Annotated in this window: 24 protein-coding genes; 21 read left to right on the plus strand and 3 right to left on the minus strand. The window is 62.4% G+C overall.

Features of this window, described 5'->3' with window-relative positions:
- Nucleotides 1–13: 13 nt before the first annotated feature.
- Nucleotides 14–226 (plus strand): transposase, encoded by a 213-nt coding sequence (locus tag DDQ68_RS18970; protein ID WP_245897455.1) that lies wholly within the window; start codon nucleotides 14–16, stop codon nucleotides 224–226.
- Between the two features lie 145 nt (nucleotides 227–371).
- A complete protein-coding gene (locus tag DDQ68_RS18975; RefSeq protein ID WP_162550251.1) occupies nucleotides 372–917 on the plus strand; it encodes a DUF4468 domain-containing protein in 546 nt (181 codons plus the stop codon).
- Here the strand turns inward: DDQ68_RS18975 and DDQ68_RS18980 are convergent.
- Nucleotides 914–1,261, minus strand: coding sequence for a hypothetical protein (locus DDQ68_RS18980; RefSeq protein WP_162549651.1), 348 nt, complete (start codon nucleotides 1,259–1,261; stop codon nucleotides 914–916). The genes DDQ68_RS18975 and DDQ68_RS18980 overlap by 4 nt on opposite strands.
- 94 nt (nucleotides 1,262–1,355) lie before the next feature.
- On the opposite strand from DDQ68_RS18980, the gene DDQ68_RS18985 reads away from it, so the two are divergent.
- The 13 genes from DDQ68_RS18985 to DDQ68_RS19045 all read left to right on the plus strand — a co-directional run bounded on the left by DDQ68_RS18985 (nucleotide 1,356) and on the right by DDQ68_RS19045 (nucleotide 12,268).
- On the plus strand, nucleotides 1,356–1,562 hold the full coding sequence (locus tag DDQ68_RS18985) for a hypothetical protein (RefSeq protein WP_109657710.1): 207 nt from the start codon (nucleotides 1,356–1,358) through the stop codon (nucleotides 1,560–1,562).
- Between the two features lie 106 nt (nucleotides 1,563–1,668).
- On the plus strand, nucleotides 1,669–2,370 hold the full coding sequence (locus tag DDQ68_RS18990) for a heme exporter protein CcmB (RefSeq protein WP_245897113.1): 702 nt from the start codon (nucleotides 1,669–1,671) through the stop codon (nucleotides 2,368–2,370).
- A 76-nt stretch (nucleotides 2,371–2,446) separates the two neighbouring features.
- A complete protein-coding gene (gene ccsA, locus DDQ68_RS18995; RefSeq protein WP_342767415.1) occupies nucleotides 2,447–3,205 on the plus strand; it encodes a cytochrome c biogenesis protein CcsA in 759 nt (252 codons plus the stop codon).
- Nucleotides 3,195–3,464 (plus strand): CcmD family protein, encoded by a 270-nt coding sequence (locus tag DDQ68_RS19000; RefSeq protein ID WP_109657711.1) that lies wholly within the window; start codon nucleotides 3,195–3,197, stop codon nucleotides 3,462–3,464. Before ccsA (DDQ68_RS18995) ends, DDQ68_RS19000 begins: the two co-directional genes overlap by 11 nt.
- A 153-nt stretch (nucleotides 3,465–3,617) precedes the next feature.
- Nucleotides 3,618–4,046: a cytochrome c maturation protein CcmE domain-containing protein gene (locus DDQ68_RS19005; RefSeq protein ID WP_109657712.1), complete on the plus strand. Its 429-nt coding sequence runs from the start codon at nucleotides 3,618–3,620 to the stop codon at nucleotides 4,044–4,046.
- A gap of 87 nt (nucleotides 4,047–4,133) precedes the next feature.
- Nucleotides 4,134–5,207 carry a hypothetical protein gene (locus DDQ68_RS19010; RefSeq protein WP_109657713.1) on the plus strand — a complete coding sequence of 358 codons (1,074 nt, stop codon included), beginning with the start codon at nucleotides 4,134–4,136 and terminating at the stop codon, nucleotides 5,205–5,207.
- 23 nt (nucleotides 5,208–5,230) lie between these two features.
- A complete protein-coding gene (ccsA, locus tag DDQ68_RS19015; protein ID WP_109658519.1) occupies nucleotides 5,231–7,822 on the plus strand; it encodes a cytochrome c biogenesis protein CcsA in 2,592 nt (863 codons plus the stop codon).
- Between the two features lie 98 nt (nucleotides 7,823–7,920).
- Nucleotides 7,921–8,766, plus strand: a complete 846-nt coding sequence (locus DDQ68_RS19020; RefSeq protein ID WP_109657714.1) for a Rossmann-like and DUF2520 domain-containing protein — start codon at nucleotides 7,921–7,923, stop codon at nucleotides 8,764–8,766.
- Between the two features lie 173 nt (nucleotides 8,767–8,939).
- The gene (locus DDQ68_RS19025; protein ID WP_245897114.1) at nucleotides 8,940–9,269 is read left to right on the plus strand and encodes a 2Fe-2S iron-sulfur cluster-binding protein; all 330 of its coding nucleotides are present in this window, start codon (nucleotides 8,940–8,942) and stop codon (nucleotides 9,267–9,269) included.
- Nucleotides 9,270–9,380: 111 nt separating this feature from the next.
- Nucleotides 9,381–9,617: a Fe-S cluster assembly protein IscX gene (iscX, locus tag DDQ68_RS19030; protein WP_245897115.1), complete on the plus strand. Its 237-nt coding sequence runs from the start codon at nucleotides 9,381–9,383 to the stop codon at nucleotides 9,615–9,617.
- A gap of 131 nt (nucleotides 9,618–9,748) precedes the next feature.
- Complete coding sequence (locus tag DDQ68_RS19035; protein ID WP_068228568.1) at nucleotides 9,749–9,943, plus strand: cold-shock protein; 195 nt, start codon at nucleotides 9,749–9,751, stop codon at nucleotides 9,941–9,943.
- Between the two features lie 116 nt (nucleotides 9,944–10,059).
- Nucleotides 10,060–10,992 carry a geranylgeranylglycerol-phosphate geranylgeranyltransferase gene (locus tag DDQ68_RS19040; protein WP_109658522.1) on the plus strand — a complete coding sequence of 311 codons (933 nt, stop codon included), beginning with the start codon at nucleotides 10,060–10,062 and terminating at the stop codon, nucleotides 10,990–10,992.
- 76 nt (nucleotides 10,993–11,068) lie between these two features.
- Nucleotides 11,069–12,268, plus strand: coding sequence for a BamA/TamA family outer membrane protein (locus DDQ68_RS19045; RefSeq protein ID WP_109657715.1), 1,200 nt, complete (start codon nucleotides 11,069–11,071; stop codon nucleotides 12,266–12,268).
- Nucleotides 12,269–12,534: 266 nt separating this feature from the next.
- Here the strand turns inward: DDQ68_RS19045 and DDQ68_RS19050 are convergent, their stop codons facing one another.
- Together DDQ68_RS19050 and DDQ68_RS19055 are read right to left on the minus strand one after the other, a co-directional pair.
- Nucleotides 12,535–12,804, minus strand: coding sequence for a hypothetical protein (locus tag DDQ68_RS19050; RefSeq protein WP_109657716.1), 270 nt, complete (start codon nucleotides 12,802–12,804; stop codon nucleotides 12,535–12,537).
- Between the two features lie 137 nt (nucleotides 12,805–12,941).
- A complete protein-coding gene (locus DDQ68_RS19055) occupies nucleotides 12,942–13,190 on the minus strand; it encodes a hypothetical protein (protein WP_109657717.1) in 249 nt (82 codons plus the stop codon).
- 173 nt (nucleotides 13,191–13,363) lie between these two features.
- Between DDQ68_RS19055 and purH the strand changes: the two genes are divergently transcribed.
- The 6 genes from purH to DDQ68_RS19080 all read left to right on the plus strand — a co-directional run bounded on the left by purH (nucleotide 13,364) and on the right by DDQ68_RS19080 (nucleotide 19,893).
- Complete coding sequence (purH, locus tag DDQ68_RS19060) at nucleotides 13,364–14,911, plus strand: bifunctional phosphoribosylaminoimidazolecarboxamide formyltransferase/IMP cyclohydrolase (protein WP_109657718.1); 1,548 nt, start codon at nucleotides 13,364–13,366, stop codon at nucleotides 14,909–14,911.
- Between the two features lie 158 nt (nucleotides 14,912–15,069).
- Nucleotides 15,070–15,231, plus strand: coding sequence for a hypothetical protein (locus DDQ68_RS23090; RefSeq protein ID WP_162550252.1), 162 nt, complete (start codon nucleotides 15,070–15,072; stop codon nucleotides 15,229–15,231).
- Nucleotides 15,232–15,410: 179 nt separating this feature from the next.
- Complete coding sequence (locus DDQ68_RS19065; protein ID WP_068228591.1) at nucleotides 15,411–16,436, plus strand: rod shape-determining protein; 1,026 nt, start codon at nucleotides 15,411–15,413, stop codon at nucleotides 16,434–16,436.
- 102 nt (nucleotides 16,437–16,538) lie between these two features.
- Nucleotides 16,539–17,477, plus strand: a complete 939-nt coding sequence (gene mreC, locus DDQ68_RS19070; protein WP_109657719.1) for a rod shape-determining protein MreC — start codon at nucleotides 16,539–16,541, stop codon at nucleotides 17,475–17,477.
- Nucleotides 17,474–18,001, plus strand: coding sequence for a hypothetical protein (locus DDQ68_RS19075; RefSeq protein ID WP_109657720.1), 528 nt, complete (start codon nucleotides 17,474–17,476; stop codon nucleotides 17,999–18,001). Before mreC ends, DDQ68_RS19075 begins: the two co-directional genes overlap by 4 nt.
- Before the next feature lie 56 nt (nucleotides 18,002–18,057).
- Nucleotides 18,058–19,893 (plus strand): penicillin-binding transpeptidase domain-containing protein, encoded by a 1,836-nt coding sequence (locus tag DDQ68_RS19080; protein WP_109657721.1) that lies wholly within the window; start codon nucleotides 18,058–18,060, stop codon nucleotides 19,891–19,893.
- Nucleotides 19,894–20,011 lie beyond the last annotated feature (118 nt).

Consider the following 20,011-nt stretch of genomic DNA (forward strand, 5'->3'; position numbering starts at 1 on the left):
GCAACGGCGCGGCATCTGGGCGCAACGCGACCTGCATTTGTTCTTTCTGCCGCCTTATTCGCCCCACCTCAACATTGCCGAAACCGTGTGGCGGCATCTAAAAGGGGGATGGCTCCAACCCCAGGACTACGCCCAGGCCGACGACCTCGCCTACGCCACCAATCGCTGCCTCGCAAATTTCGGAACCCAGCTCACCATCGCGTCTAGCCCGTTTAATGCAAACTAATTTACCCGGACTACTTAAATCTGCCATTCCTTAACTGCTGCGGCCTCGCCCGTTGTGTGCGCCTGCGCCCGGGGCGAAATCCAGTAGCAGTTTACGCTGGCCCCGGGCACCAAAGATGTGGGCCGGCCGTAGTATGTTCGCGGCCATGTGGAAACCGCTGTTACTCCTATGCCTGCTGGCCCGCGCCGCCGCCGCCCAGACCACGCTGCCGCTGGATTCCGTATCGGGCAAGGTGACTTACACGGGTGTAGTGCAAGTGCCCGGGGCCAGCGCCGCCGAACTTTATAGCCGGGGGCGGGAATGGTTCGCCTACACCTTTGGCTCGTCTAAGACGGTGTTGGAGATGGATGATTACGAAGCTGGCAAGCTCATCGGGCGCGCCTATGCGCAGTTTGACTTTGCGGCCGGCATTGGGCGGCCGCAGCCGTGGGCCCTGTGGCGCAAGATCAAGGTGGAAGTGAAGGAGGGCAAATACCGCTACACCATCAGCGACTTTGTACTTGGCGGCCCTATTTCCCAACCGGACGCAAGCACTCACCCGCTAGAATCCTGGCTGGCTCCCACCATTGCCCGCGGCAAGCGGCCGGGCAATATGGTACTCTCGGTTATTGCGGGCGCAGATGCAACCGGCAAGCAGGAGGCAGCCTCATTACAAGCAGCAATGGGCAAGAAACCCGGCGGCGACTTTTAGCTGCCCAGCGTCGTCAGGCTGCGCGCCCGGGCCACCCGGCCCTGCTGCACGGCAATGGCCCGCACGGCCACGCTCACCGGCTGCTGGGCAATGGCCGCGGCGAGCTGCTGGTAATCAAATGCCGGGACAGCTCCCAGGGCCCGCGCCACCAGGCCGCCGTCCGCTTGCCCGCCGCGCTGCTGAGGCAGGCCCGGGGCGGAGGAAGCGCCGCCAGCCAGCACGTTCAAATAGGAAAGTGCCGGGGCGAACTGCTGCACGGCCGGGGCCGACATAACCACTTCCCCAAGTGTAAGCATTGCGGGCACCATGTCGGTGTTGCCCACGCCGGGCACAAGGCCGCCCATATTGAAGCCGAGAATCTTCGCGGCGCTAGCGGCGGCGCCTGAGATTGCCAGCGCGTCGGTAGCGACCTGATAAATTAGTCCTAGCTCAAGCCCTGTGCGCCCCGGCCACGGCGGCACTCACGGCTTCTTCCCCGACAATGCCCGGATTCAGGCCGGCTTCATTGGCTACGGCCCCGGCTTTGCCGCCGGCAAGGTGGTACCCCAGATGGCCCTGCAAGATGTGGCCCCCATCACGGCCCAGTTGCTGGGCCTGTCGTTTAATCCCTCCCAGAGCCTACTGCCCGCGCAAGTGGTGCAGTAGGGCTCCGGCGGGGTGACTAACGCAGTTGGGCCGCCCGGGGCCCCGGGCGGCCCAACTGCGTTAGTCGCAAATTGCTGTACCCCGGCGCCCGGCGCGGGTCGTATCTTTGCGGCCCGAAACCAACCCGCTGCTCGTGCCGCTGCTCCGCGAAATTTCTACTCTGCTCGCCAAAGACTTCCGCTTGGAGTGGCGGCAGCGGGCGGCGCTGGGCGGGCTGCTGCTGTACGTGGGCAGCACGGTGTTCGTGTGCTTTCTGAGCTTCAGCCTGCGCGGCGGACAGCCCCCGGCCCCGGCCTGGAACGCCCTGTTCTGGGTGATTTTGCTGTTTGCGGCTATCAACGCTGTGGCCAAGGGCTTCATGCAGGAGAGCCCCGGCCAGCGCCTGTACTACTACACGCTGGTGGGGCCCCAGGCCATCATTTTGGCCAAAATGCTCTACAACGCGCTGCTGCTGCTGGGCGTGGGGCTGTTGGCCCTGTTCCTCTACACCATCTTTTTGGGTAATCCCATCCAGGACCTGGCCCTGTTCGTGGCCAACTTGTTGCTGGGGGCCCTGGGCTTTGCCACCACGCTCACGCTCGTCTCGGGCATTGCGGCCAAGGCGGGCGGCAATGGCGCTACTTTAATGGCGGTGCTCGGCTTTCCGGTAATGATTCCGATGCTTTTGTTGTTAATCAAAGTCAGCAAGAACGCGCTCGACGGCCTCGACCGCGGCCTGAGCCAGCAAGCCATCATCACGCTGCTGGCCCTGAACGTGATTGTGGCGGCGGTGTCGTACTTGTTGTTTCCGTTTTTGTGGCGTGGCTGATAGGCGTTATTGGTTGTTACATACTTGGTTTATAACAAATTAACAACCGAAAACGAACATCTAACAACTAATTTTTATGAGCAAAGCAACGTTAGGAATTATCATCTCCCTGGTCAGCGTCGTCGTGATGGTGGGCGGCGTGTGGGGCGGGCAGCGGCTGATTGAGTCGCGGGGTGCCTCGGCATGGAAGTGGCTAGCCGTGGTGCTCATTGTGGGCTCGGCTATTGCGGGGCTGCTCATTCCAGTGCCGCGCCTGCCCATCGTGAACGAGAGCGTGCGCAACCTGTTTTTCCACGTGCCTATGTGGTTCGGGATGATCATGGTGATGCTCGTGTCCATCGTGTACTCAATGCAGTACCTGCGGCGGCCCTCGGCCCGGCTGGATATTCTGGCCCACGAAGCGGCCAAGACCGGTATTTTGCTGGGTGTGCTGGGCCTGGCCACTGGTAGCCTGTGGGCCCGCTACACTTGGGGCGCTTGGTGGACGCCCGACCCGCGCCTGAACGCCGCCGCCGTGGCCCTCCTTATATACGGAGCTTATCTGGTGCTGCGCGGCTCGTTCCGCGACGACCAGCAGCGGGCGCGCGTATCGGCCATCTACAACATTTTCGCGTTTGCCGCAGCCATTCCGCTGCTGTTCATTTTGCCCCGCATTTCGGGCAATAGCTTGCACCCGGGCCAGACCGGTAACCCGGGTTTTAATAAGTACGACCTCGACAGCACCATGCGGCCGGTATTCTACGCCGCCGTTATCGGCTGGATTCTGTTCTCCTTTTGGCTTACCCAGGTCAGCAGCCGCCTGACGCTGCTCCAACACCAACACGATGACCAATAAGTTTTTGCGCTACTTCGTTGCCGTCTGCGGCGTGTTTCAATTGGTGCTGGGCACCGCCGCCCACGCCTGGGCCCAAGTACCCGGGGGCCCCGAAGTACCGGCCATGGCCGACGACTTGCGGGCCAGCGGCAAAATTTACGTGGTGGTGGCCGCGGTAGTCATCATTATCGCCGGCCTGCTCGTCTACCTTATCGCCCTCGACCGCAAGGTGAGCCGCTTGGAGAAGCGGGCCGCCGTAGAGGGCGGATTTAATCGGTAGGAGCGGATTCTTTTACCCTTTTTTGGTTGTTACAGTCATGTCCTTCCAAGCTAAGCGCTAACCACGCCCGAAGCCTTTGCTAGGGCCCTGCCGCCCGTTAGCCCCGAAAAAATTCTTTTTAAATTCGTTAAAATCAGCTAAATCCTCCGGTTCGTGAAGAAGACTCATATTTTCATCATTGCTATCATTGCTGTTGCGGCGGGCATCATCCTCAGCACCACGGCCGATGCCAGCGTGTACGTGCTTTTCGGCGAAGCCCGCCAGCGTGCGGCCGAGGGCAACGCCACCAAAGTGCACGTGGTGGGCCGCCTGCCCCGCGACGGTCAGAACCACCCCATGGGCCTGCAATACGACCCAATGGTGGACCCCAACTACTTCGCCTTCACCCTCATGGACTCGACGCACGTATCGCAGCGCGTGGTGTACAACAACCCTAAGCCGCAGGACTTTGAAACGTCGGAGCAGGTCGTCATCACCGGGGCCATGCACAACGGCACCTTCGTAGCCGACAACATCCTGTTGAAATGCCCCAGTAAATACGTGAAGAAAGAGTTGAAGGGCGCTGAAGTGGCAAGCAAGTAGTCTTTGCGCGCCCGCTCCGAAAATCGTAGCCGCCCTGCTTTCCGTTGCCTCTGGCCGCGGGGGGTGGGGCGGCTGGTTTTTTGGGGCTTGGTGCTGGCCGGTCGGGGCCCCGGGGCCCTGGCCCAGGTGGCCAACGACAACATTGAAAACCGCCGCCGGCTGGCGCTGAACAAAACTGTAACCTCCAGCACCGCGGGCTGCACCGTGCAGCGCGGCTGCGTGGACGAGCGCCTGACCGGCCAGTGCATCCAGTACCACAACGACCAGTGGTTTGAGTTCATACCGCCCACGGCGGGCCGCTACTTCGTGAACATCGGCGGGCAGCGGTGCCGCGACGTGCGCGGCGTACAACTGGTGGTGCTGACGGGGCAGCCGTGCCAGCCGGCTACCTACCACGTGCTCAGCTGCACCTCGCTGGGCACACAGGACGACGTATTTGTGGCCGTGGAGCTGCAAGCCGGCCAGCCGTACTTGCTGGACGTGGACGGGTACTTACAGGATTTCTGCACGTTCACGCTGCAAGTGAGTGGCTGGGCGGTGGGCGTGCCCGCGGTGCTGCCGTTGCCCGCACCCGCCGGGGCCCTGCCCGCCACCAGCCGTGTGGTGCAAGTGGCGTGGGCCCTGCCCGATTCGTTGGCTGGGGCCCCCAGCTGCCGGGTGCTGCGCCGCGAGCAGCGCGCCTTCCGCAGCACCGAGCGCCGCCGGGTGCCAGTGGCCCGCAACAGCTACGGCGGCCGCCCCGCCGCCTACACCGTGGCCGACACGCTGCCTGGGCCGGGCCTGTACCAGGTGGTGGCCGATGCCGCGTCCGACGGCGCCTCGCCGCCAACGTTAGTGAAGCAGTTCTGGGTGTCGTACAGCCAGTTGAACCCTATGTTGGGGCCCCTGGCCGCGGGGCCCCACTTGGTGCTGCCGCTGCAAAACTACCCGCGCAAGGCCACGCTCTCGGTGCTGATAACGGACCCGGTGAGCGGTCGAATTCTGTTAAATAAACAGCTGGTTAACCAACTAAACGACCCAAAAGCGGGTTGGATAGATACGCAGTCGTGGCAAGCCGCTGGCATCAAAAAAGTAGAGGTTGCCATCACCTGCCGCCCGGCGCGTGGCCGGTTTTTCACCGACCATTTGCTACTAGCGGTGCCGCTGCCGGTAGCGCCGTAAATTTGCCCGATATTCTGATTTATATGAACTTACTCGTTGGAGATATTGGCCACCTGAGCGTCATCGTGGCGTTTGTGGCGGCCGTGGTTGCGGCTTATGCCTACTTCCAGGCGACGCAGGGCCGGGCCCTGGGCGACGTGGACCCGAGCTGGCAGCGCCTGGGCCGCGGCGCGTTTTTCGTGCACGGCGCGGCGGTGCTGGCCGTGGTGGGGTGTTTGTTCGACATCATCTACCATCACCGCTACGAATACTACTACGCTTGGAGCCACAGCTCCAACCACTTGCCCCTCAAGTACATGATATCGTGCTTCTGGGCCGGGCAGGAGGGTAGCTTCCTGCTTTGGATTTTCTGGCAAGTGGTGCTGGGCGGCTGCATCATGCTCTTTAACAAGAAGTGGGAGGCGCCGGTGCTGGCCGTGTTCAGCGCCGTGCAGGCCTTTTTGGTGAGCATGATTGTGGGCGTGGTGGCCGGGGGCCTCAAAATTGGCTCCTCGCCGTTCATGTTGCTACGCGACTTCCTCACCGACCTGCCGGTGTGGAAGACCAACCCCAACTTCGTGCCCAAGGATGGCACTGGCCTCAATGCCCTGCTCCAGAACTACTGGATGGTGATTCACCCACCTACGCTGTTTCTGGGCTTTGCCCTTACGCTGGTGCCGTTTGCCTTCGCCATCGCAGCACTCTGGAAAAAAGAGCTAACGGCTTGGGTGAAACCTGCCATCCCGTGGAGCCTGGTGGGTGGCGGCGTACTGGGCGTGGGCGTGGTGATGGGGGCCTATTGGGCCTACGAAACCCTGAACTTCGGCGGCTACTGGAACTGGGACCCGGTTGAAAACGCCGTGTACATTCCGTGGCTGGTGCTGGTGGCGGGCCTGCACGGGCTGGTGCTGTGGCAGCGCCGCCGCACGGGCCTGCGCACGGCCTACGCCTTGGTTATCACCACGTTTATTCTAGTGCTCTACGCCACATTCCTCACCCGGAGCGGTGTGCTGGGCAACGCTTCGGTGCACTCGTTTACCGATTTGGGCCTGTCGGGCCAGCTGCTGATCTACCTGGGCTTCTTCACCGTGCTAGCCGTGGGCCTGCTGGTGTGGCGCTGGAAAGACATTCCGGTGTCGCCCAAAGAACTGAGCATGTACAGCCCCGAGTTGTGGGTGTTCGTGGGCGCGACGGTGCTGTGTCTGGGGGCCTTCCAGGTGCTGTTCACCACCAGCATTCCGGTATATAATGCCTTCATGGGCTTCATCGGCGTCAAAACCAACGTGGCCCTGCCCGTCGACCAAGTGGCTCACTATTCCAAGCTGCAACTGTGGATGGGTGTGGGTGTGGGCCTGCTTTCGGGCGTGGGCCAGGTGATGTGGTGGCAGCGCAACGACAAGGAAACCGTGCTGAATGCCCTCACGCCATCGGTGCTGTTGGCCCTGCTGGGTACGGCCTTAGCGGTGCTGCTCATTCGCTATAATGGTCTTACGATTTCGCCTGCTTACGTGGCGTTGTTCCTGGCCGGGTTGTTCGGGGTATTGGCCAATTTGGGCACGCTCTTCACGCTGGCGCGGCGCGGCATCAAGCTCTCGGGTGGGGCCCTGGCTCACCTCGGCGTAGCGCTGATGCTGCTGGGTGTGCTGGCCTCGTCGGGCTACTCGAGCATCATCTCGCGCAACGTGTCGGGCCTGCTCTACTCGCGCGATTTTTCGGAGGATATCAACCGCGATAACGTGTTGCTGTACCGCAACGAGGCCGCGCCCATGCACGGCTACCAGCTCACGTATGCGGGCCAGTATTTTGAGGTGCCCGGCGTTCCCGGTTACGTGAACAAGCAGATGCTGTTCCGCACCGACGACGACTACAAAACCCTGGCCCGCGCCGACATTAAAGTGGGTAATAAGCTGTATTACAAGACCGGCGACACGGTAACTATCGTCCCCGAAAACACTTTTTACCGCGTCGATTACGCCAAAAAGGCCACCGGCGAGAAATTCACGCTCTACCCCCGGGCCCAAATTAACGAGGAGATGGGCGGCATTTTGGCTTCGCCGGACATCAAGCACTTCTGGGGCCACGACATTTATACCCATATTGGCGGGGCCCCCGACACACGCAAGGACAAGCAGTGGAGCGAGCCCAAGGAACACACGCTCAGCGTGGGCGATACGATCTTCCTGAACGACTACTTCGCCGTGTTCCGCGCTATCGAGCCGGCCCGCGAAACGGTGGGCTTGGACCTGAAAAAAGGCGACTTGGCCTTGCAGGCCGACATGATTGTATCGGGCGAGCAGCGGCAGTACCACGCCCACCCGCTGTTTATTGTGCGCAACCGCTCGGTGGGCCGCGTGCCTGATGAGGTAGATGACCTCGGCATTCGCCTCAGCCTCAACAGTGTTGACCCGCAGAAAGGTAAGTTCACCTTTGGCGTGAGCACGGCCCAGAAGGATTACATCATCCTGAAAGCGATGGAGAAACCTTTCATCAACCTGCTTTGGAGCGGCACGCTTCTCATGGCCTTGGGCTTCGCCCTGAGCCTTCGCCAGCGCAACACCAAACGCAACGCGGCCCCCGAGGCCCCGGAAACCGACGCTTTGCCCACGCCCCGCACCCGCCTGGCGCCGGTAGCCTGATGAATTAAAAATTAAAAGTGAAGAATTAAAAATGCGCCGAGGGACACTTCGCAGCACTTTTAGTTCTTCACTTTTAATTTTTAATTAAATCCCAACGCATGGCCGTCGCGCACCTTACTGATACTACCGCCCCAGCCTATTCGCTGCGCGTGGGCCTGTTCGGAGCCGGGCGCGTGGCCGGGCAGTTGGGCCCCGCCCTGGTGGCTGCCGGCCACGCCGTAGCCTTCGTGTGGAGCCGCCACGCCGCCACAGCCGGGGCCCTGGCCGCGGCGCTGCCGGGCGCGGCCGTGCTGCCCGGCCTGGAGGCCCCGTTGCCGCCCGCCGATGTGTACCTCCTAGCTGTGCCCGATGCGGCCGTGGCCCCGGTGCTGGCGGCGGTGGCCTGGCCGACTGGGGCCGTGGTGGCCCACTTGGCGGGGGCCCTGCCGCTGGGCATATTCGAAGCCCAGCCGGAAGTATTGGGCGGGGTGCTATACCCGCTGCAAACGTTCAGCGCTGGCCGGGCCGTGGACTGGGCCTCCGTGCCACTGTGCGTGGAAGCCGCCGACGCCGGGGCCCTAAATATGCTGCTGGTCCTGGCCCGTAGCCTGAGTGACGATGTGCGCCTGCTGGCATCGGCTGACCGGCTGCGGCTGCATGTGGCAGCGGTGTTTGCCAACAACTTCACTAACCACCTGCTGGGCGTGGCCGACGCGCTCATGACCGAGGCGGGCTTGCCGGCCGCCCTGCTGGCCCCGCTGGTGCGCGAAACCGTGGCCAAGGCCCTGGCTACCGGCTCGCCCTTTACGGTGCAGACGGGGCCCGCCGCCCGCCGCGACGTGCCCACGCTGGGGGCCCACCAGGCAGTGCTGGCGGCGCACCCGGCCTGGTTGGGAATTTATAATCAGTTGACCGCTAGTATTCAGGAAGTATTGCCCCCAGCGCCCGGGCCGGCCGGCAAGTAGCCGCGGCTTTGACGCCGGGCCGGGTAGCCCTACCTTTGCGGCCGCGTTGGGGCCCGGCGTCGTATAAAAAAAATATGGGCCCGCTGCCCAACCCTGGCCCGGGCCGGGCGGTTGAACCCCAACGGCTTGCTGGTTTCCCGGCAGCTTTTTCCTTTACCAAAGACCCCAAATTCGTGCCCGCCACCACCATTACGTTTCAGTTCAAGGACGGCCAACCGGCCCAGACCCACGTGGCGGCCGCCGGCGAGTCGGTGCTCGACGTGGCCCTGAACAACGCCATCCAACTCCAACACAACTGCGGCGGCGTGTGCGGGTGCAGCACCTGCCACGTGTACGTGGACCGCGGCGGCGACGACCTGCCCGAAATCAGCGATAAGGAGGAAGACTTCATTGACCGCGCTGAGAACCCGCGCATCAACTCGCGCCTGGCCTGCCAGTGTGTGGTAGAGGCCGGCATGGAGCTCACCGTCACCGTCCCGCCGCAGCACTTCCTGGGGCACTAATTTTATTGATGTGAAAATTGAAAAATGTGAGAAATGACAATGGGCAACCGTGCTTTAACCTCGCTCACTTTTTCACACCTTCGCATCGCTCACATTTTCACATTAATTCCTGTGAACCACTTTGAACCCCCCATCCAGTGGGCCGACCACGAGGACGTAGCTATGGCGCTGTACGAGAAATTCGGCGAAGAATACCCGGAGCCCCGTATCTACCGTATCCGCTTCACCGACCTGATTGACTGGGTGCTGACGCTGCCCAACTTTGCCGGTACCCGCGAGCAAGCCACCGAAGGCCACTTGGAGCAAATCCAGGCCAAGTGGGTGTACGAGTGGCGCGATAACCAATAACGGTGGAGGTGGCTGGGGTCCTCAACCCGCCGCCCGGCCCCGCCGTATGGAAGGAGGTGCCCGGCTGCGTTGGTGGGGCAAGGCAATCCGGCCGCCTGTTTAGGCCCCTTCCACATTTTTCTTTTATTGCGATGAACACCGGGACCGTAAAATTTTTTAACGAAGAGAAAGGCTACGGCTTTATCACCGACGAGGCCACCCGCGAAGATTTCTTCGTCCACATCACCGGCCTGAACGGGGGCCAGATTCAGCAAAACGACCGGGTGGAATTTGAAACCCAGGAAGGCCGCAAGGGCGTGAACGCCGTGAACGTACGCAAAATCTGAGGCAACGCCCCGCGCGCTATCTTACTAGCTTAGAGAGGCTTTTCGGCACTGTCGGGAAGCCTTCGCTATGTCTGGCGGGGTTGGTGCCGCCGCTGGGCCCCACCTTTGCGGGCCCTATGCCCGCCCTCGATTTTTCTGTACCGCTGCCCGCCGGGCTGCCGGGCCCCGGCGGGGCGGTGGGCGGGGCGCGCGGCCGGCTGCTGGCCGGTTTGGTGCGCTGGCCCAACCTGCTCATCATGCTGCTGAGCCTGGCACTGGTGCGGGCGGGGCTGCTGCTGCCGGGGCAGGCGGGGGCCCTACTGGCCCCGCGCTTCGGCCTGCTGGTGCTGAGTGCTCTACTAGTGGCGGCGGCCGGCTACATCATCAACGACTACTACGACGTGAAGATTGATGCCATCAACCGGCCCAGCCGGCTGGTGGTGGGGCGCGTGGTGCGGCGGCGCACTGCCATGCTGGCCCATCTGGTGCTGAGCGGCACGGGCGTGGCGCTGGCCGCTTTTCTGTCGCCGCTGCTGGGGGGCGTCACGCTGGGGGCGGCGCTGCTGCTGTGGGGCTACTCGGCCCGCTTCAAGCGGGTGGCGCTGGTGGGCAACGTCAGCATCGGGACGCTCACGGCGGCGCTGGTGCTGCTGCCCGAACTGCAGCTGCGCACCGGCAACGAGGTGGTGTGGCGCTACGCGCTGGCGGCGTTTTTGCTCACGGTGGTGCGCGAAATAGTGAAGGACGTGGAGGACATGCGCGGCGACGACCAGCACGGCTGCCGCACGCTGCCGCTGGTGCTAGGCGTGGCCCGCACCAAGTGGGTGGCGGGGTTTTTCCTGGCTTGCCTGGTCGTGCTTACGGGCGGGGCGGTGGCCTGGCTGGCGGTGCACGGGCCCTGGCCGCTGGCCGCGTGGCTGGGGGCCCTGGTGCTGCTGCCGCTGGGGGCCCTGGCGCGCCTGCTGGTGCTGGCCGACCGCCGCCGCCACTTCCGCCAGCTCAGCACGTGGTGCAAAGGCATCATGCTGGCGGGCGTGCTCAGCATGGCCCTGGCGGGCGGGTTGGGGTAGGGCCCCGGGGCCAATACCAACCGCGGAGGCCATAAATCCGTTAGTGCGCCTGAACAATTCATATTTTATTCAGCTGATGCATTTTTTACCCCTTGCCGCCTTGCTGGCCGGCCTCTCCTTTACCGCTTTAGCGCAGTCCACGGCTCCGGCTGATACCACACAAGTACCCCTCGTCGTGAAGCCGGCCCCGCGGGCCCCCGCCCTCGGCAAGCCCACGAAAAACATCACCATCCTGCCCATTCCGGTACTGTTTTACCAGGCCGAAACCGGCGTTGGCTACGGGCTGGGTGGCCTTTTGAGCGGCCGTTTTGGGCAGGATACCACCGTGCGCTCGTCCAACGCCCGCATCCAGTACTGGCAAACGGCCAAAAAGCAGTCGCTCATCCAGTTGGTGCACACCATCTACACGCCGGGCGAGAAGTATTACCTCAACGGCGAAATCAGCGCCTACGACCAACTGCTGTACTACTACGGCAAGGGCAATAACTCGTCGATGGGCGACCAGTCGAACGTGGCCTACAAGCTGCTCATTGTGAACCAGCGCGTGCAAAAGGCCATCGCGCCGAAGCTGTTCTTCGGGGCCCAGTACCGCCTCACCGACATGAGCCAGATCCAGGCCGAAGGGGCCGCGGACAATGGCAGCACCAACTATTTCTACCGCGACCCGCGCCTGAGCAACCGGGAGCGGATGGGCACCACAGTGTCGGGCCTGGGCCCGGTCATTACGCTCGACACGCGCGACGTGGCGCTGGCCGCTTTCCACGGCGACTTGCTCGACGCCAGCGTGATGTTTAATGGCAAGGGCCTGGGGTCGGACTACAAATTCATCCGCTACCAGATCGATGCCCGCCACTTTCAGCCCATTTTCTCCGATAAAACCATTTTGGCGATGCAGTTCCTGGGGCAGTTTCATACCGGCGACGTGCCGTTTCGGGAGTTGGCCGGCATCGGGGCCAACCTGGGCGGCACGCTGTACAACAACGCCAACTTGCTGCGCGGCATTTACGAGCAGCGCTACCGCGACCGCCAGATGATGATGTTCCAGGCCGAGCTGCGCCAGCACTTGTTCTGGCGCATCGACGGCGCGGCATTTGCCGGCGTGGGCGAAGTGGCCAACGGCGCCAGCGATTTTTCACTCAACCAGGTACGCGGTGCGGGCGGCGCCGGCATACGCTTCAACTTCATTCGCCGCGACCGGGTGAACCTGCGCCTCGATTACGCGGTGGGCGCCGGGTCGCAGTCGGGGTTTCTGTTCGCCATCGGCGAAGCCTTCTAGCGCCGGCCGGCAACGGCTGAGCTATTACCAGGGGCCCCGGTCCTGCTGTGCAGGGCCTTGTCCTTACCCAAAACTCAAAATCCCTTTCGGCCATGCGGCCGAAAGGGATTTTTGGCGATGGTCCAAAGCGAGATGATTTCGGTATTTCACTCAATTTATGATGTCTGAATATTCGTCCTTCCAGCTTTCCTGACGTGTTTTTAAGCTGACTTAATTAACAAACTAAAGGTCCGGTATCATCCTGCTTTGGACCACCGCCGGATTTTTTAGGCGAGTGCTTGCCCAGATTGTGGCTTTTCGAGTGGTGTTAGCCAGCGAAAAAAGGCGCGCACGCTACTTCCAAGAAGCCAGCAAAAGATTTGGATAAGGACAAGGGCATCACCGGTGAACACGCCAGGTGCCACCTGCGAGCGGTGCGCGGCAATGGCGGCCAGCTTTTGGGGCAGCACCTCGCCAATGGCCAAGCGAAACCCCGCCACGTAGTCGGCGGGCTGGGGCAGGCCGGCGGGGGCGGCGCGCTGCCAGGCCCACACCACGTGTTCGAGTTGGCGCGGCGCGGCCAGGGTCGCCTACGCCATTGTGCCAAACAACTGCATGAGCAGCAGTGCATTGGTATGGCCTTCGTAGAGCCGGCCCACCACCAAATTACCCCGCCCGACGTGGCGCAGCACGGTCAGCAGCTCCTCGGTGGCGGCGGGGGCCCCAGGCCGGCGGCGCCCGCCGCGGTGAGCAGCCCGGCAGCCCGCAGCCAGTCAAATTCCTGGGCGGGAAACGTGGCGGCTGCATCGGTGGCGGTGGCCTGGGCAAACAGGCGGGGTACTAGGGCCCGGGCGACCTGCACGGCTGCGGCGGGCATGGTTAGCAAGGGCAAATCAGGGTTGGTAATGGCGGGAGAATTGGCAGGTATAAAATCAGCAACCATCTGCGCGCGGGTGAAAAGCGAATGAGTAAACTACACTCCAAAACGGCTCCCCCTTGTTCCTGCTGCGCTTATGCAGCATCGGCGCTAAATTCAATCACGGCCGGCTTTGGCCCCCGGCGAAGGGGCGGCGTACCTTTGCGGCGGTAATTCCGCCATAGCTTTTTCCGCCGTTTATGTCGTCCCGTCCCGTTCGCGCCGCACTGTTGTCCGTCTACCACAAAGACCGATTAGGGCCCCTGGTGCAGGTGCTCCGTCAGCACGGCGTCACGCTGTACTCGACCGGCGGCACCCAGCAATTCCTCGAAAGCGAAGGCGCCGCCGTCACGGCCGTGGAGGACCTCACGGGCTTCCCCGAAGTATTCGGCGGCCGCGTGAAAACGCTGCATCCCAAGGTGTTCGGCGGCATCCTGCACCGCCGCCACGAGCCCGGCGACCTAGCCCAGGCCGAGCAGCACGGCATCCCGCCCATCGACTTGGTGGTGGTCGATTTGTACCCGTTTGAAGAAACCGTGGCCAGTGGGGCCCCCGAGGCCGACGTCATTGAGAAGATTGACATCGGCGGCATTGCCCTGTTGCGCGCCGCCGCCAAAAACTACCGCGACGTGCTGGTAGTCAGCAGCCGCGAGCAGTACGCCGCCGTGGCCGAGCTGCTGGCCGCCAAGAACGGCGCTACCGACCTGGAGGACCGCCGCCACTACGCCGCCGCTGCCTTCGCCACCACCAGCCACTACGACACCGAAATCTTCAAGTACGTGAGCCAAGGCACCGACCTGGCCGCGAACGACGCCGCCGCCGCTCCGGCCAACCCCCAGGGCCCCGCCACGGCGCTGCGCTACGGCGAGAACCCCCACCAGGCCGGCACGTTCTACGGCGACCTGGGGGCCCTGTTCGATCAACTGCACGGCAAACAGCTGAGCTACAATAACCTGGTAGACGTGGACGCCGCCGTGCAGCTCATGCGTGAGTTTGCCGATGGGCCCCCGGCCTGCGCCATTCTCAAGCACACCAACGCCTGCGGCGTGGCCCTGGCCGGTACCCTGCATGCCGCCTACGTGCAGGCCCTGGCCTGCGACCCCGTATCAGCGTTCGGCGGGGTCATCATCGTAAACAAGGAAGTGGACGCGGCCACCGCCGCCGAGCTGGGCCAGCTCTTTTTTGAAGTGCTGATTGCGCCCGGCTTCGCCCCCGACGCCCTGCTGCTGCTGCAAAGCAAGAAAAACCGCATCCTGCTGCGCCAGAAGCCGGTCGAGTTTCCCGCCAAGCAAATCAAAACTTTGCTCAACGGCCTCATCGAGCAAGACGCGGACCGCCAGAGCGAAACCGCTGCTGATTTCCGCGTCGTCACGCAGTCGGCCCCCACGGCCGAGGAAACGGCGGCCCTGGAATTTGCCGGCAAAATCTGCAAGCACACCAAGAGCAATACCATCGTGCTGGCCCGTGCCGGCCAGCTGCTGGCCTCGGGCGTAGGCCAAACCTCGCGCGTGGACGCTCTGCGCCAGGCCATCGAAAAAGCCCACGCCTTCGGCTTCGACCTGCAAGGTGCGGTGATGGCCTCCGACGCCTTTTTTCCCTTCCCCGACTGCGTGGAAATTGCCGGCGCGGCTGGCATCCGGGCCGTGGTGCAGCCCGGCGGCTCCATCAAGGATGCCGACAGCATCCGCGCCTGCGACGAGCGCGGCATGGCCATGGTGCTCACCGGCGTGCGCCACTTCAAGCATTAATTCTGGGGCCCCCGGGCCGCGCGAATTTTCTTGTATTGAAGCTTTCTGAGAAGTACAATTGAACGTTCTATTAATTGAACGTCATGCGGAGTGTAGCGAAGCATGATGTTCTTTTTTGTGCGGTTTTATTCGGTAACAACGTCCTAATTTTCTCCTTTATGAAATACGCCACCATTGTGGGGTACGCCCTGCTGGTTATTGGCATTTCGCTGCGCTTGCTGGCGCCCGGGCTGGGCATTGTGGGCACGGTGCTGACGGCCGTGGGCGGGCTCACGGTGGCCGCCGCCACGGTAGTGGGCGCCCGCAAGGGGCGGCGGTAGGCATACTAGCCGGCCGGTTCGGGCGTTTAGGGTCCTGCCCGGTACGGGGGAGCGCCCGGTATTTTGCAAAGGAAAATCAGGGCGGAACCCAGGTTTCGGATCCCCTCATTCCTTCCGTACCTTTGCCCACTTATTGCCGCGTGGCCCCGGTCGTTGCGCCGCTATTCTGATATAACTCAATGGGTTTCTTTAACTTCCTGACCAGCGATATTGCCATCGACCTGGGCACGGCTAATACGCTCATCATCCACAACGACAAAATCGTAGTGGACGAGCCGAGCATCATCGCCAAAGACCGCACTACGAATAAGATTATCGCTGTTGGCCGCCAGGCCCAGCAAATGCACGAGAAGACCCACGACAACATCAAAACCATTCGCCCGCTGAAGGACGGCGTGATTGCCGATTTCCACGCGGCGGAGGAGATGATTAAGGGCCTGATTAAGATGATTGACACGCGCAAGCGGCTGTTTCAGCCCTCGCACCGCATGGTCATCTGCATCCCGTCGGGCATCACGGAAGTCGAAAAACGCGCCGTGCGCGACTCCGCTGAGCACGCCGGGGCCAAGGAAGTCTGGATGATTCAGGAGCCGATGGCCGCGGCCATCGGCATTGGTATTGACGTGCACCAACCCGTGGGTTCGATGATTATCGACATCGGGGGCGGCACGTCGGAAATTGCCCTGATTGCTCTCTCGGGCATTGTGTGCGACCAAAGTATCAAGACGGCCGGCGACGTGTTCAACCAGGACATCCTGGATTACATGCGCCGCCAGCACAACCTGCTCATCGGCGAGCGGTCGGCCGAGCGCATCAAGATCGAGGTTGGCGCCGCGCTTACCGAGCTGGACAATCCGCCACCGGACCACGAGGTGCGCGGCCGCGACCTGATGACGGGCATTCCTAAAGTCATCAAGGTCACGTTCTCGGAAATCGCCATTGCGCTCGACAAGTCCGTGGCCAAAATCGAGGAGGCCGTGCTGAAGGCCCTGGAGATTTCGCCGCCCGAGCTGTCGGCCGACATCTACGAGCACGGCATCCACCTCACCGGCGGCGGGGCCCTGCTGCGCGGCCTCGACAAGCGCTTGGCCGCTAAAACCAAGCTGCCCATCCACATTGCCGAAGACCCGCTGCGCGCCGTGGTGCGCGGCACTGGCCGGGCCATCAAGGACATCCAGGCCTTCAAGGGCGTGCTGCTGACCTAATGCATTTAACACGTATCAATTAACATTTAACAGACAGTCCCAACTACTTGGCTGCCTGGTTATAATCCGGGTGTTAAATGATAAATGATAATTGTTAAATGAATGAAAAACCTGTTTTTGTTTCTGGCGCGGTTTCAGGGGCTGTTGGCGTTTGGAGTGCTGGAAGTAATTAGCTTGTACTTATTCGTAACCAGCAGCTCGTACCAGCGGGCGGCTTTCTTCAACTCGGCCAATGCCTACGCGGGCGTGGTGCTGGCCCGCCGCACCGAGGTACTCGACTATTTCCACCTGGGGGCCCTGAACCAGCAGTTGCTGGCCGAAAACGCCCGCCTGCGCCAGCAGCTTTATCCGCCCGACGTGAGCCGGCGCGAGGCCGACTCGCTGGCCCTACCGCCAGCCCCTGGCGATACGCTGCGCCGCGTGCGCTACGTGCGCCCCGCCCAGCGGCCCGATACCCTGTTGCTGGCCCAGCAGCGCCTGGCCGCCCGCGACCCCAACTACCCACTCGTCCCGGCCCGGGTGATTAACAACACGTTGCGCAGCGTAGACAACTACTTTACGCTGAACGTGGGCCTGGCCGACGGCGTGCGGCCCGGCCTGGGCGTGCTGGCCGCCGCCGGCGTGGTGGGCCGCATCAAGACCGCCTCTGCCCACTACGCCACCGCCACCAGCCTGCTGCATTCCAAAACCAGCGTGTCCGCCAAAATCAAGCGTGACAATGCGTTTGGGAGCGTGCATTGGCCCGGCGACGATCCTACGCAGGCACTGCTCGACGACATTCCGCGCCAAAACAAGCTGGTGGTGGGCGATACGGTGGTGACGAGTGGCTACAACGCCATCTTCCCGGAGGGCATCTTTATTGGTACCGTTGCCTCGTTTGTGAAGGAGCCGGACAAGAACTTCTGGACCGTGCACCTGCGCCTGGGCGCCGATTTCAGCAACCTGACCTACGTGTACGTAGTGACGAACCGCACGCGCCCCGAGCGCGACACCGTGGAGGCCCGCGCCCTGCCACCGGTCGGAAAGGGGAAACGGCCATGAAAATAGTAGGTCTTTTGCTGAAGCAGGTGCTGCGCTACGCCGTCTACACGCTGGTGCACGTGCTCATCATCAGCCGGTTGGTGCTGTTTGATGCGGGCTGGTGTTTTCTTTACCTGGGGTTTGTGCTGTTTCTGCCGCTGGGCACGCCGGTGGTGGTGCAACTGCTGCTGGCTTTCGGCATAGGCCTGACGATGGATATTTTTTACGACACCGGGGGCCTGCACGCGGCGGCGGCAGTGCTGCTGGCTTTTGTGCGGCCGGCGGTGCTGCGCCTGCTACGCCCGCGCGACGGCTACGATGCCGTTGATGCTGTGAACGTGCACTTTATGGGCCCCGCATGGTTCCTGACCTACCTGGGTGTGCTAGTGCTGGTGCATCACCTAGCGTTTTTCCTGCTGGAGCTAGGTAGCTTCCGCCACTTCGGTTTCACGCTGGAGAAGGTGGGGGTCAGCTGGGCCTTCACGTGCGTGGCGCTGCTGATTGTGCAGCTGCTGTTTTTCCCGGTACGGCGCAGCCGGCAGTAGGCCGGGGCCCTGAATTAAGCTGGGTAGGGGCCCCGGTTCGGTTGTAACTTTATATTATGCAATACCTGGAAGGCCGGCGCTACGTGGTGCAAGGCATATTTCTACTCGTGGGGCTGGTGTTTGCCACGCGGCTCTTTTTCATGCAGGTGCTTGATAGTACTTACAAGCTGGCGGCCGACCGGAACACTTTGCAGCGCCTGGTGCAAGTGCCCTACCGGGGCCTGATTTACGACCGCAAAAACCAGCTGCTCGTCACCAACACGCCCGTGTACGACCTGCTGGTGGTGCCCCGCGAGGTTAAGGGCCTCGACTCGGCCCGTTTCTGCCAACTGCTGCAAATTCCGATTGAAAGCCTGCGCGAGGGCCTCAAGGCCGCTCGGAAGTATTCGGGCACCAAGCCCTCGCCGCTAGTTCAAAACCTGAGCCTGGCCGAGCGGGCCGCCATTCAGGACAACCTGATTGACTTCCCGGGCTTCTACACTCAGGCGCGCATGGCGCGGGCCTACCGCACGCCCAACCTGGCCCACGCCCTGGGCTACGTGGGCCCCATCACGCCCAAATTGCTGGAGCTGCCCAAGTACGGGCGCTACGGCGCGGGCGAAAACGTGGGCATCGCCGGCCTCGAATCGTACTACGAGCCCACGCTGATGGGCCGCCGCGGCGTGCAGTTCAAGATGGTGAACGTGCGCGGGGTGGAGAAGGGGGCGTTCCGGGGCGGTGAGTTCGACACGCTCTCGGTGGCCGGACAGGACCTGCACTTGAGCATTGACGCCGAACTACAGGCCTACGGCGAGGAGCTGCTGGCCGGGCGGCGCGGCTCCATCGTGGCCATCGACCCCAAAACGGGCGAGATTCTGTGCTTCGTGTCGGCGCCGCACTACACGCCCGAAACCCTCACCGGCAAGGGCATGGGCAACCGCTACATGGACCTGCTGCGTAACCCCGACCGGCCACTGTTTGACCGACCCCTGATGGCTACGTACCCGCCCGGCTCAGTTTTTAAACTCGTGAACGAGTTGGTGGCCTTGCAGTTGGGCGTTGTGACGCCTAGCACTGGCTTTCCGTGCAACCAGAAGCTGGTGCGCTGCACGCACAATCATGAGTACCCGTCCAACGTCAGCATCGCCATCAAAAACAGCTGCAATCCCTACTTCTACCAAGTAATGCGGGCGGCGGTGCTGCGCGGCAAGTCGCCCAACCGCTTTGAGGATGCCCGCCTGGGCCTGGGCCAATGGCAGAAAATGGTGAAATCGTTCGGCCTCGGCGAGAAGCTGGGCGTGGATATGAGCCAGGAAAAGCGCGGCCTCATCCCGTCGCCCGAGTACTACGATAAGCGTTTGGGCTACCACCGTTGGAACTTTAAAACCGTGTACTCGCTATCCATTGGCCAGGGCGAAATTGGCATCACGGGCCTCCAAATGGCCAACGTGCTCGCAACCATTGCCAACCATGGCTACTACTATACGCCGCATTTTGTGAAAGGTATCGGCAACGCGGGGCCCCTGGCCAAGTACCGCGAGCGGCACTACACGGCCGTGGACACGGCGTATTTCAAGTATGTCATCCCCGGGATGCAGGAGGTAGTGGACGGCCGCGGCGGCACCGGCAGCCTGGCTTCGCTGCGTGAATTCGGTATTTCGGTGGCCGGCAAAACCGGCACCGTGCAAAACCCCCACGGCTACGACCACGCCACCTTCGCCGCCTTCGCCCCGGCCGAAAACCCCAAAATTGCCATCGCCGTGTTCATTGAGAACAGCGGATTCGGCGGTAGTAGCGCCGCCCCCGCCGCTGGCCTAATGATTGAAAAGTACCTGCGGGGCCACGTGGTAGGCTACCACAAGCGCATGGAGGAGTGGATTAAGTATGGAAATTTGACGGCACACCTGCATTAGTAGTTCGCATATATTTACTACCCACGAAAATTACATTAGAGATACCCGAGAGCCGCGCCGACTTCCCGCTAGAGTTGCTGCGTAACCTTACCTTAGTCAAGTTGCCCGGCCAGGTTGC

Source organism: Hymenobacter nivis (assembly GCF_003149515.1).
Lineage (GTDB): Bacteria > Bacteroidota > Bacteroidia > Cytophagales > Hymenobacteraceae > Hymenobacter > Hymenobacter nivis.